This is a genomic window from Kitasatospora sp. NPDC005856 (genome assembly GCF_040629945.1).
Lineage (GTDB): Bacteria > Actinomycetota > Actinomycetes > Streptomycetales > Streptomycetaceae > Kitasatospora.
The window spans coordinates 24077-34875 of the sequence record NZ_JBEXWT010000093.1; the positions used below are offsets into that span (position 1 = coordinate 24077).

Consider the following 10799-nt stretch of genomic DNA (forward strand, 5'->3'; position numbering starts at 1 on the left):
TCATGCCGGGGACCCCGGATCCAGCCGTCGCCGTCGAGAGCCGGGGCACCGGAGGCGGCCCGGTGATCGAACTGCGCGCGCTCACCAAGCGCTACGGCGACACGGTCGGCATCGAACGGCTCGACGTGACGGTCGAGGCCGGCGAGGTGTTCGGCCTGCTCGGCCCCAACGGCGCCGGAAAGACCACCACGCTGCGCTGCCTGGTCGGCCTGCTCGGCCCCACCTACGGGCAGGTGCGGGTGCTCGGCCTGGACCCGCTGGCCGACCACGCCCGGCTCGCTCCCTCGATCGGCTACCTGCCCGGCGAACTGCGGCTCTACCCCGAGCTCACCGGACAGCAGACCCTCGACCTGCTCGCCGCCCTCCAGGGCGCCCCGGTGCCACGCCAGCGCGAACTGTGCGAGCGGCTGGCGCTCTCCCGCGCCGACCTGGCCCGGCCGGTGGGGGAGTACTCGCGCGGCATGAAGCAGAAACTCGGCCTCGTCCAGTCGCTCCAGCACCGGCCACCGGTGGTGGTGCTGGACGAACCGAGCGAGGGACTCGACCCGCTGGTCCAGGAAACCTTCTACGAACTGCTCGCCGAGGAGACCGCGGCCGGGCGGACCGTCCTGCTCTCCAGCCACGTCCTGCCCGAGGTGCAGCGGACCTGCGGCCGGGTCGCCATCGTCCGCCACGGTCGGCTGGTCACCGTCCGCACCGTGGCCGAACTGCGCCAGGCCCGGGCCCGCCGGGTCCGACTGCTCCTCGACGACGGGCACGGCGCCAGGCCGCTGGGCGCCGCCGAGCGCTGGTCCCCGCGCTGGGACGGCCCCCGGGTCGAACTGCTGGTGCCACCGGACGAGGTGGTCGCGGCCGTGCGCGACCTGCTCGCCGAACACCCGGTGGCCGACCTGACCGTGGAGGAGGCGGGCCTGGACGAGGCCTTCCTCGACCTCTACCGGTCCGTCTCGGCCGAGGAGCACCCGAACGGCAACAGCCTGCCGGAACCGGAGGAACGGCCGTGAACCCGGGCACCGTCAACCGCCGCTTCCCGCTCGTCTGGCTCGCCCTGCACCGGCGGCGCCGGATGCTCCTCTCCCTGCTGTTCGGCATGGTCGTCTTCGAGACCCTGATCGTGGTCATCGCCGGAACCGTCCCGACCGGCGACCTGTTCGGCCAACGCCGCACCCCGCCCGGCGCGTTCAAGGCCTTCAGCGGCTCCAACGGCGACATCTCCATCGCCAGCTACCCCGGCCTGCTCGGCGCCGGACTCACCCACCCGTTCTGGATCGCCCTCCAACTCACCGTGATCGGCTCGCTCGGCGCCGCCGCCGTCGCGGCCGACGTCGAGTCCGGCACCATCGAACTGCTGATGACCCGCCCGGTCTCCCGCCGCCGACTGCTCGCCGAACGGGCCGGCGCCCTGGTCGCCGCCACCGTCCTGCTCAACGCCGCCGCGACCCTGACCCTCGCGCTCGGGGTCGCGTCCTCCGCCCAGCTGCGCGCCGCCGTCCCGCTGACCGCGGTCCTCACCGCCGGACTGCTCGGCTGCGCCCTCGCGTTCTGCCTGACCGGCCCGGTCCTGGCGGTCTCCGCGGTCAGCCGCCGGCGGTCCCACGTGATCGGCGCGGCCGTCGCGTTCGGCGCGGTCGGCTTCGCGCTCAACTTCGTCGCACTCGCCTGGTCCCCGGCCCGCCCGCTGCGCTACCTCAGCCCCTTCCACTACTACGCGCCGGGCGACGTGCTCGGCCACGGCGGAGTGCCCTGGCTCGCCTTCGCCGTACTGCTCGGAGTCGGGCTGCTCGGCCTGGCCGCGGCCTTCTGGCTGCTCGAACGCCGCGACCTGGCGGTCTGACCCGGCCCCCGTCCACCCGCCCCGGCCGACCCCGCCGGCGCGGGGAGGAACCGAACTCGTCCTGCGCGAGCCCCGTGGCGTGCGCGACGCCCGGACGATTCGGCGTCGGCGTGCAACCCTTGCGGCGGCGCGGCGGTGAGTAGGGCAGAGCGATGGTCCGGTCGGGCCGTCGCACGGACGCGAAAAGGAATCGGATGACCGCGAGCGCATTGCACGATCCGGTGGAGGACCGGGCCCGGCCCGTCACGGCACCGGCTTCCGCGGGTGGCCCCGGCCTGCGGGAGCTCGACTTCGAGGGGTTCGCCGCCACACGCTGGCGGCGGCTGGTGCGCACCGCCTACCTGCTCACCGGCGACCACCACGAGGCCGAGGACGTGGTGCAGGCGACTTTCGCGAAGGTCTTCAGGAACTGGTCCCGGATCAGCCGCCTGGAGGAGCCGGACGCCTATGTCCACCGGGCCCTGGTGAACAACAACCTGAGCCGTCACCGGCGACGCCGGGTCAGGCAGCTGCTCACGCCCGTCCTTCCCGAGCGGGCGCACACCGCGGACGGTGGCCACCGCGGCGTCGAGGAGCGCTCCGTGCTGCTCCAGGCGCTGGCCGAGCTGCCGCAGCGCCAGCGGGCCGTGGTCGTCCTGCGCTACTGGGAGGACATGAGCGAGTCCCAGGTCGCCGAAGTGCTCGGCTGCTCGCTGGGCAACGTGAAGAGCCAGGCCAGCCGCGGCCTGGCGAAACTGCGCGGCCACCCGGCACTGGCCTCGTACGCGGCGGACACCGGTTCAACGATCGACGGCACGGACGGAGGCGACAGGTGATGGACACCGAGGACATGGTGCGCGGCGCGCTGCGGGACGAGGCGGCCCGGGTCGCGGTGGCGGACTGGTCCGCCGGGCCCGTGCGGGCTCACGTGCGCCGACAGCAGCGGGCACGCCGGGCGGCGATGGGCGCTTCGGCGGTGGTGGCCGCGCTCGCGGTGGTGGCCGGAACGGGCGCGGTACTGTCCGAGCGGCGCGGGGGCGAGGCCGTCGCGCCGGCCTCGCAGGCTCCGCGGCTACCGGACGGACCGGCTCCCGAGGCCGTGGTGGTGGAGCCCGGCCAGCAGCTGCCGCTCGGCCGCCAGGACTGGTGGATGAAGCTGAACGACCAGGAGATCTGCATCCACGACGCTCCCGCGTACCGAAGCGGTCCGGGCTGTTCCGGGTACTCCTGGGCGGGGGGCGCGACCGAGATCACCATGCAGTACTACGGGGCCTCCCCGCAGTACCAGGAGGGTCTGTACAACCTCGTCTACCACGGGCCCGGGCAGGTGGCCCGGATGAGCCTCGAGGTGGACGGCCAGGCGTACTGGGCCACCGTCGCCTCGCTCCCCGGCACCCCGGGCTACTCTGCCGGCTACGTCTGGGGGCCCGGCAAGAAGACACCCGATGGTCCGACCGCCTACCCGCTCGACGGCGTGAAGCTCGCCGCGTACGACGCCCAGGGGGTGCTGCTGGCGAGCAAAACGCTGTCGTCCTGAACCACACCGGCAGCGCGGTCCTGACGCCGGTCGCTCGCCGTGGGGCGTGTTCGGGGCGGACGGGGGTGGAGCCCACGTGGCAGGACTCGGGCCGGCTCCCGTCCCACCCGAGCCGCGCGACCGCCCAGCGGGGAGACGGAGACGGTGCAGTCTCCCGCTCGGTGTCGGCGGGTGGGCGCGGCGGTGGGGGCCGTCAGGGCTGTGCCCGGGGTGTGCCAGGCAACGGTGCGATGCCCGGCCTGCCCGGGCCCCTCCCGTACCGGCGAGCACGGGCGGCCTGCCCTCGGCTAACCTCCCCCCTCGTGGACGATCACCCCGAACCCTCGACCCTGCGCGTCTTCGTGGCCCTGGCTCCGCCCGACGACGCCAAGGACGAACTGGCCCGGGCCCTGCAGCCCACCTACGCCAGGTACCCGCGGCTGCGATGGAACCGGATCGAGGACTGGCACATCACCCTGGCCTTCCTCGGCGAACAGCCGTCCACGGCCGTGCCGCTGCTGCGGTCGGCACTGGCCGGTTCGGCCGCGTCGCATCCCGCCCTGCACCTGAGCCTGCGGGGCGGCGGCCACTTCGACCAGCGACTGCTGTGGAGCGGGATCGACGGGGACCTGGACGGACTGCACCTGCTCGCCACCGACGTCCGGGACCTGATCAGGTCCTGCGGAATCGAGTTCAGGGACCGGCCGCTGCGCCCCCACCTGACCCTGGCGCGCTCCCGCCGCGACGACCCCGTCAGCGTCCCGCAGGCCGCGGCCGGGCTCACCGGGTTCGCGGGCCGGCCGTGGCGGACCGAACGCCTCCACCTCGTCGGCAGCAACATCGGCCGTGGCCCCGGGCCGATCCACTACCGGGACATCGAGGCGTGGCGACTCGGCACCGCCGCCCAGGCCCGGGGCGGCGGCGCTCCCATCGAGCCGTAGCCCGCGGGCGCGCACCCGCGCCGCCGTGGGCAACGCCGCGCCGGAGGCCGTGGGGGCTCCCTTGGGTGAGGACCACGGCGTCGGAGGTGAGCGTGCCGCGCGAGGCCCTCACCCGCGGTGCGCCGACAAGAGCCCCGCTTCTGGAGGGGGTTCCGACGTTCTCGCTCGTGGACACAGTGTGGTCAGTCCTCTCGATGCCCGAGGGCCTCGAGAGGAGAACTGCGCAACCTGGTGCGGATGCTGAACCGCCACGTGCGGCGGTTCGGGGCGTGCTACACCGCGCCGAGGAAGCCGGGGTCGGGCAGCCCGAGCAGCCCCGCGAACTCGGCTGCGGACCCGAGGACTTCATCCATCGGCACTGCCCGTCGAGCCGTGGCGGACAGGTCCGCCTGTGCCTCCTGCGACCACAGGGACGGGTAGACCGAGAATCCCTGGGAGAGGGCCAGTGCCTCGGCCTCCGCGCGCCAGCCGGGCCAGCGCGTCCCGCTGTAGAACTCCTCCGTTCGGCCCGAGAGGAGCCAGGCGAGCCACGCGGAGTGGCCCAGTTCCAGGGCCTCCCACCGGAGTGTGTCCGGGGCGAAGTACGTCATCTGCCCCGGTGTGCCCGGGCGGCCCGCGGCCGCGGGGTCGTGGCCGTTGAGGGCGAACACACCGCCCACGGCGTCGTGGCCGACGACCAGGCCGGCGGCGGGCTGCCAGGCGGGGTCGAACGTGGCAGGGAAGAGGTTGACCTGCCCCAGGCTCGGCAGGTCGCCGTCCGTGGTCACACCCGTGCCGGCGCCGCCGAAGACGCGTACCCACCCGTTGTCCAGGAGCAGCCCGCCGGTGTGCAGGACCAGGGCACCGAGCATGGAGCGTGCGGTGACCTGGAGCTGCAGCAGGCAGCGGCGTCCCTCCTCGCGGTGGGCGGGCAGCACCCGGGTGGGCACGGGGCTGTCCGCGAGAGCGTCTTCCAGCTCCGGCCACGCCGGATCGTCCACCTCGGTCAGTTCGTCGATCGCACGCATTCGAAGATGATCGCACCGGGGTTGCCCGCCCGGGCGGGCAGGGTCAGGCCGGGGGCGTCACCGACCGGGAGTCCCAGGTCAGAGCCGGCCGACGTACGGCTCCTCCGGCTCACGGCCGTCGGTCTCCCACAACTCGGCGGCCCGGGCGAAGCGTTCCGGCTCAGCGGGACCCGCACGCCCCAGGAGTGACTCCACCGGCACCGCCGTCGGTCGCGACGGTGGCGGAAAATCGGGCGCTCGTTCCTACCGACTCGGATACCGTGGCGCGCGGTCCCGTCGAGCAGGGCCGAACAGCAACGGGGGGCACCGGTGGAGATGGACGAGGCGGCGAGGGCCGCGTGGTGGGAGGGGCTGCCGGCGGGAATCCGGGACGAGATCGACGGGCACGTCCTCCAGGACGCCCGCCTCCCCGCGGTGCGGGTCGTCCTCGATGTGGGCCGTGTCCCCTTCGGCATCGGACTCGGTACGGCCCAGGAGATCGTCAACGACCGCTACGTCCACCACGGAGAACGGATCGCCCGGACACCCCAGAGCGCGCTGGACCTGGAGTCCCTGGCCCTTCGCGCTGCGGGCTGCCCCGGCCGCGTCGTGGCGATCGAGGTGGTCTGGGACGGCGACACCGTCCACGACTGGTTCACGGTCCTGCTGGCGATCACCGAGGACCCGGCACAGGAACGCAGGTTGGCCACCGTCTACTCCACCACGGCCGAGCACTACCTCGGCGAGGAAGGAACCGCCGCCCGACGGCTCCTGTGCGCCGCGGCCGCCGAACGCGCGGGCCGGGCCCTGGCCGAACACCTGTCGGTCCCCTTCCACTTCGCCAGCCCGGACACCCCGGACGACGAGGCCCCCCGCTGGCGGGCCTGAGCGGCACGGCGCTGTCGGCCACCAGGGGGATGTCCGTCCGACCGTCAACGGCGGCCGCGTCCATGAGCGGGTGGTGAACGTGTGTCGCCGCCCGTTCGTGATCGCGTAGCGGGGCAGTCCGGCGCCGAATTTCCCGGTCAGGGCTTCCAGCAGCGGCCGTCCGGGTCGAGGCCGGCCGTCGGGAGCGGTGTCTCAGCCGGCTGCCCGCCCCTGGGGGTGGACAGCAACTCGCGGCCCCGTGCCGGTGTCAGCAGGGGGCCGAGCAGGGGGTCGGCCACCCATCCCAGGGGCGCCAGGTGGTCGGGCCCCAGCGGTCGCCACAGCGGCAGAGCGTCGGCGAGGGTCCGCCAGGCCGCGTCGGTGTCGCCCCGTCGGGCCAGCTCCCGTGCCTGTTCGACCGCCTCGCCGAACGGCCCGGGCGCCGTGTACCGGTACGTGCCGTTGCGCACCTGTTCCAGTGTCGCGTAGGCCAGCGCCACCACGTCGTCACCGGCGCCCCGCAGGTGGAACACCAGTGTGGAGTCGTCCCGGTACGAGTGCGCCGCGTGTTCGGCGACCAGCGCCGGCAGCAGGTCGGGTGCGTACAGCGGGTCGGTCACCACGCCCTCGAAGTACACCGTGTAGGTCTGTCCGAGCAGGCGGCGTATCTGGTCGCCCAGTCCGGTGGCCCGCGGTCTGCCGTACGCCTTCGCCTCGTCCAGCGCGTGCCCGGCCCGTTCCCAGTCGCCGCGCAGCGCCTCCAGCCGGGCCTGTTCCACCAGGGCGTCCAGCTCTTGTGTCGTGCTGTCGGCGAAGTCGGGCTCCCCGTCGGCCGGGCGGGCCCGCAGGCGGTGGAACTCCTGGTGCATGCCCCGCATGAACTCGGCGAAGTTCGCGTGCCGCTCGGGTGGTGCTGCCCGCCAGCCGGCCCACGTGTACAGGGCCCACTCGCCGTCCCCGTCCACGTCCTCGGGATCCAGGAGGACGTAGGTGCCGTCGGACTCGACGTCGAGCTGGAGTCCGCGCCGCCAGATGTCCGCGTCCCGCCGCTCGGAGGGGTCGGCGTCGTCGTCCAGGTACTCCTCGAAGACGTCCGCGAGTCCGGACTCGTTGTCGTGCCAGTGGGCGTCCGTGGTTCCCGCCAGCAGCCGGACGAACCCGCCGGCGTGCTGCCACCCGTCGCTGACCTTGAGGAATTCGCGGTAGGACGGGGGCATCCGTCGGCCGAGGCGTTCCTCCATGGCGGTGATCCGCTCCTCGGACGCAGGCGCGTACCCAAGCCACCGAGCCTGCCGGGCGGCTGCGTCCTCCTTGCTCCGCGACTCGTCATCGGGCAGGGAGTCAGACCACTCCCCGCTCCAACCGACCAGGAACGGCCGCCAATCGAACGGTGTCGTGATCGTCATGCGCCCGATGCTGCCATCCACCGCTGACAACGGCGGCTTCCCGTCGCGGCTGGGCGGTGTCACCGGGCGGCCGGCGCGGTGGCGAAGGGCCCGTCCAGGGCGGCCCACTGCAGGAGCAGGATGGTCTTGCCGTCGGTGATGCGTCCGTCGCGGACCATGGCGAGGGCGTCGGCGAAGGGCAGTTCGAGCACCTCGATGTCCTCGCCGTCCTCCTCGAGCCCGCCGCCGGTGCCGGTGCGGTCGGCCGGGGTGTAGGGGGCGGCGTAGAAGTGCAGGCGTTCGGTGACGGAGCCGGGGCTCATGTAGGCGTCGAGGACGTGGGTGAGCGGGCCGAGGGTGACGCCGAGCTCCTCGGCGCTCTCGCGCCGGACGGCGTCGAGCGGGGCGTCGCCGTCGAGCAGCCCGGCCGCGGCTTCGACGAGCATGCCGTCCGGGTGATCGTTGACGTAGGCCGGGTAGCGGAACTGGCGGGTGAGCAGCACCCGGCCGCGCTCGGCGTCGTACGGCAGGACGACCGCGCCGTTTCCGCGGTCGTAGGTCTCGCGCTGCTGGGTGACCCAGCGTCCGTCGCGGCGCCGGTAGTCGAAGGTGGTGCGGCGCAGGACGTGCCAGCCCTGGGAGGTGAGCTCGACGTCGCGCACCACGACGTCGGGGTTGCGGGTCAGGTCACGTCCGGTGCGGTCGAGGCCGGTGCGGCCGCGGTGGTCCGGGACGTCGGTCCCGGGGCGGGGGCTCACACCGCCTCCTGCGGGACGCGGCGCGGGAGTTCGGCGACGTCGTGGTAGACGGGCAGGCCGCGCCGGCGGGCGGTGGCGACGTCCTGGTCGGCGCCGGCGGAGTCGCCGGGGAGGCGGAGCACGGCGTCGCAGTGGGCGAGCAGGCGGTCGGCGGTCGGGTAGAGGACCTGGTCGGCGAGGGGGTCGGTGGGGCCCGCTCCCGCGGAGCGCAGTACGGGCAGGGCGATCCATTCCCCGATCACCGGGATGTGGCCGGCGGCGAAGACCGGCCAGGCCGCCGCTTCGAGGCGGGCGAGGTTCGCGGCCATGGCCCGGGGGTCGCCGTCGGTTCCGGAGCGGTAGGGGCCGGCGATGAGGACGAGCATGGGTTTGTCGGTCATGGCGCGCTACGATACACGCAGAAACGTGCAAGAACAGGAGAGAGTGCGGATGCTGGCTGCTGAGAGACGTGACCACCTGCTGGGCCTGCTCGCCCGCGAGGGCAAGATCGTGGCCAAGGACGTCGCCGCGGACCTCGGGATCTCCGAGGACAGCGTGCGCCGCGACCTGCGCGACCTCGCCGCCGAGGGACTGTGTCAGCGCGTCTACGGCGGGGCCCTGCCCGTCTCCCCGGCCATCGCGGACTACACGGCCCGGCAGTCCGTCACCCCGGACGGCAAGCGGCGGATCGCCGCGGTCGCCGCCGCGCTCGTACGGCCGGGCAGCGCCGTGATCCTGGACGGCGGCACCACCGCGCTCGCCGTCGCCCACGCGCTCCCGCCGGACCTGGCCTGCACCGTGATCACTCACAGCCCGACGATCGCGGCCGCGCTGCTCGACCATCCCCGGGCCGAGGTCTTCGTCCTCGGCGGCCGGCTCTTCAAGCATTCGGCGGTCACCTGCGGCGCCGCCGCGGTCGAGGCCGCCCAGAACGTCTCGGCCGACCTGTGCCTCCTCGGCGTCACCGGCGTCCACCCCGAAGCCGGCCTGACCACCGGTGACGCTGACGAGGCGGCGATGAAACGCGCCCTGGCCGCACGGGCCGCGGACACCTACGTCCTCGCCTCGTCCGAGAAGATCGGCACCGCCTCCCGGTTCCGCGTCCTGCCCTGGGAGGACGTCAGCGGACTGATCACCGACGCCGACCCCCGCCACCCGGTCCTCGACCGACTCGCGGCGCACGGCGTGGAGATCCTGGCGGCCGGCTGACGGCTACGGCGCGAACGCCGGCGCCTCCCGGGTGACGGCCGACGCGGGCGCGGGTGCCACGCTGGGCGCCGCCGCGCCGGATCGGGGCAGATCACGGCACCGATCCGCCGTCGCACCCGCCGGTCCCGGGGATCGACGATCGCTCCGACACGCCGCTCATCTGCGACGGCGCATCAGCGCCTACCTCGGCCGAAGACGTTCCGCTCCCGCTCGTTCCGTTCGTCAGCGCAGCGCGAGGACCTGGCCGGGCAGGAGCAGGTCGGGGTCGTCACCGATGATCTCGCGGTTCAGCTCGTGGAGGGCCGGCCAGTCGCCCGGGATGTCGAGGGTCTGGGCGATACCGCTGAGAGTGTCGCCGGGTCGCACCGTCCAGCTGTCCGATCCGTCCCCGTTGACGTCGGTCGGGGCGGTGTCGTCGCTGTGGCGCAGCGGCGCGGGGGAGTGGGGCCGTGCTTGCGTCGGGCGGTGGCCGCGGGCGTGGGCGGTGGGGTGGTCACCGTTGCCGTTGGCACGGCTTCCGCAGGTCGGCCACGGGGCCAGACCTCGGCGCGCGGCGAGGTTCTCGGCGACGGCGATCTGCTGTTCGCGGGTGGCCTGGTCGGCCCGGGGCGCGTAGGCGAGGCCTCCGTTGGAGCGCCAGGTCGCGCCGTCGAACTGCAGTCCGCCGTAGTAGCCGTTCCCGGTGGCGGCGTTCCAGCGCCCTCCGCTCTCGCAGCGGGCGAGAGCGTCCCAGTCCACGCCCGTCCGGACTCCCGTGGTCACGGCTGCGGCCGCGGCGGGCGACGCTGTGGCGCTGCCGACGACCGCGGCGAGAGCGAGCAGGGGAAGCAGCAGGGCAACGACCAGGCGACGGCCCACGGACAGCGGCGACATGGAAGCTCCGGACCTTCGGGGACGGGGGCGGGGCATCGAAATGCCCTCTCCACCCATGCACAAGGCGGGCGCCGACAGTTGCCGACAGGACGGGATCTCGTCCGAGCGGCGGTTCGACACCACCCGAACGCCACCCCGGCCGCGCCGGGGAGAGCCGTGCCCGCGGTTCGCGGTCCTCGCGCTCACGGTGCCGGCCGGCCTGGTGCTCCGACGGGTACTCGCCGCCCCTTGGCTCCACCGCCGTTCGGTGTCGCGGACCCGCGCGGACCCCACGCTCAGCGCCCCTGACGTGGTGCCAGGAGACGAACGCTCACCTACGAGCGCACGGTCGGCGGGCTGATGGGCTGATGGGCTGATGGGCTGACGGGCTGGCGGGCCGGTCCCGGGGGACGGCGCGAGGCCTGTGCCGCGCGGGTTGCGCGGTACAGGCCTCGTGGGTCACTCCGGGTGCCCCTGTCCGGTCCCCGGGGTG

General features: G+C 74.0%; 11 protein-coding genes and 1 pseudogene. 7 read left to right on the forward strand and 5 right to left on the reverse strand.

Annotation, left to right across the window (positions count from 1 at the left end; genetic code table 11):
- Nucleotides 1-2 precede the first annotated feature (2 nt).
- The 5 genes from ABZ449_RS35075 to thpR all read left to right on the forward strand — a co-directional run bounded on the left by ABZ449_RS35075 (nucleotide 3) and on the right by thpR (nucleotide 4270).
- On the forward strand, nucleotides 3-1004 hold the full coding sequence (locus ABZ449_RS35075; RefSeq protein WP_360354198.1) for an ABC transporter ATP-binding protein: 1002 nt from the start codon (nucleotides 3-5) through the stop codon (nucleotides 1002-1004).
- Complete coding sequence (locus tag ABZ449_RS35080; RefSeq protein WP_360354200.1) at nucleotides 1001-1834, forward strand: ABC transporter permease subunit; 834 nt, start codon at nucleotides 1001-1003, stop codon at nucleotides 1832-1834. Before ABZ449_RS35075 ends, ABZ449_RS35080 begins: the two co-directional genes overlap by 4 nt.
- A gap of 275 nt (nucleotides 1835-2109) precedes the next feature.
- A complete protein-coding gene (locus tag ABZ449_RS35085; protein WP_360354215.1) occupies nucleotides 2110-2649 on the forward strand; it encodes a SigE family RNA polymerase sigma factor in 540 nt (179 codons plus the stop codon).
- On the forward strand, nucleotides 2646-3350 hold the full coding sequence (locus ABZ449_RS35090; protein WP_360354202.1) for a hypothetical protein: 705 nt from the start codon (nucleotides 2646-2648) through the stop codon (nucleotides 3348-3350). Before ABZ449_RS35085 ends, ABZ449_RS35090 begins: the two co-directional genes overlap by 4 nt.
- Nucleotides 3351-3652: 302 nt before the next feature.
- Nucleotides 3653-4270, forward strand: a complete 618-nt coding sequence (thpR, locus tag ABZ449_RS35095) for an RNA 2',3'-cyclic phosphodiesterase (protein WP_360354204.1) — start codon at nucleotides 3653-3655, stop codon at nucleotides 4268-4270.
- Nucleotides 4271-4542: 272 nt separating this feature from the next.
- Here thpR and ABZ449_RS35100 read toward each other — a convergent pair whose 3' ends face one another.
- The gene (locus ABZ449_RS35100; protein ID WP_360354206.1) at nucleotides 4543-5277 is read right to left on the reverse strand and encodes a DUF2625 domain-containing protein; all 735 of its coding nucleotides are present in this window, start codon (nucleotides 5275-5277) and stop codon (nucleotides 4543-4545) included.
- Nucleotides 5278-5592: 315 nt separating this feature from the next.
- On the opposite strand from ABZ449_RS35100, the gene ABZ449_RS35105 reads away from it, so the two are divergent.
- Nucleotides 5593-6144 (forward strand): hypothetical protein, encoded by a 552-nt coding sequence (locus tag ABZ449_RS35105; RefSeq protein WP_360354217.1) that lies wholly within the window; start codon nucleotides 5593-5595, stop codon nucleotides 6142-6144.
- A gap of 155 nt (nucleotides 6145-6299) precedes the next feature.
- On the opposite strand, the pseudogene ABZ449_RS35110 reads toward ABZ449_RS35105, so the two are convergent.
- From ABZ449_RS35110 to ABZ449_RS35120, 3 genes and pseudogenes are all read right to left on the reverse strand, one after another.
- Nucleotides 6300-7529, reverse strand: a pseudogene (locus tag ABZ449_RS35110) (SMI1/KNR4 family protein); the annotation flags it as partial.
- 59 nt (nucleotides 7530-7588) lie between these two features.
- Nucleotides 7589-8266: an NUDIX domain-containing protein gene (locus tag ABZ449_RS35115; RefSeq protein ID WP_360354208.1), complete on the reverse strand. Its 678-nt coding sequence runs from the start codon at nucleotides 8264-8266 to the stop codon at nucleotides 7589-7591.
- Nucleotides 8263-8646, reverse strand: coding sequence for a DUF4406 domain-containing protein (locus ABZ449_RS35120; protein ID WP_360354209.1), 384 nt, complete (start codon nucleotides 8644-8646; stop codon nucleotides 8263-8265). Before ABZ449_RS35120 ends, ABZ449_RS35115 begins: the two co-directional genes overlap by 4 nt.
- Before the next feature lie 49 nt (nucleotides 8647-8695).
- Here ABZ449_RS35120 and ABZ449_RS35125 point away from each other — a divergent pair, with 49 nt between their 5' ends.
- Nucleotides 8696-9454 carry a DeoR/GlpR family DNA-binding transcription regulator gene (locus ABZ449_RS35125; RefSeq protein WP_360354211.1) on the forward strand — a complete coding sequence of 253 codons (759 nt, stop codon included), beginning with the start codon at nucleotides 8696-8698 and terminating at the stop codon, nucleotides 9452-9454.
- 222 nt (nucleotides 9455-9676) lie between these two features.
- Here the strand turns inward: ABZ449_RS35125 and ABZ449_RS35130 are convergent, their stop codons facing one another.
- Complete coding sequence (locus ABZ449_RS35130) at nucleotides 9677-10327, reverse strand: transglycosylase family protein (protein WP_360354213.1); 651 nt, start codon at nucleotides 10325-10327, stop codon at nucleotides 9677-9679.
- Between the last annotated feature and the right edge of the window lie 472 nt (nucleotides 10328-10799).

What these genes read in the sequence shown, in the direction of transcription:
- ABZ449_RS35075 (WP_360354198.1), top strand. Translation starts at nt 3, where the DNA reads ATGCCGGGGACCCCGGATCCAGCCGTCGCCGTCGAGAGCCGGGGCACC.
- ABZ449_RS35100 (WP_360354206.1), bottom strand. Translation starts at nt 5,277, where the DNA reads ATGCGTGCGATCGACGAACTGACCGAGGTGGACGATCCGGCGTGGCCG.
- ABZ449_RS35105 (WP_360354217.1), top strand. Translation starts at nt 5,593, where the DNA reads ATGGACGAGGCGGCGAGGGCCGCGTGGTGGGAGGGGCTGCCGGCGGGA.
- ABZ449_RS35120 (WP_360354209.1), bottom strand. Translation starts at nt 8,646, where the DNA reads ATGACCGACAAACCCATGCTCGTCCTCATCGCCGGCCCCTACCGCTCC.
- ABZ449_RS35125 (WP_360354211.1), top strand. Translation starts at nt 8,696, where the DNA reads ATGCTGGCTGCTGAGAGACGTGACCACCTGCTGGGCCTGCTCGCCCGC.
- ABZ449_RS35130 (WP_360354213.1), bottom strand. Translation starts at nt 10,327, where the DNA reads ATGTCGCCGCTGTCCGTGGGCCGTCGCCTGGTCGTTGCCCTGCTGCTT.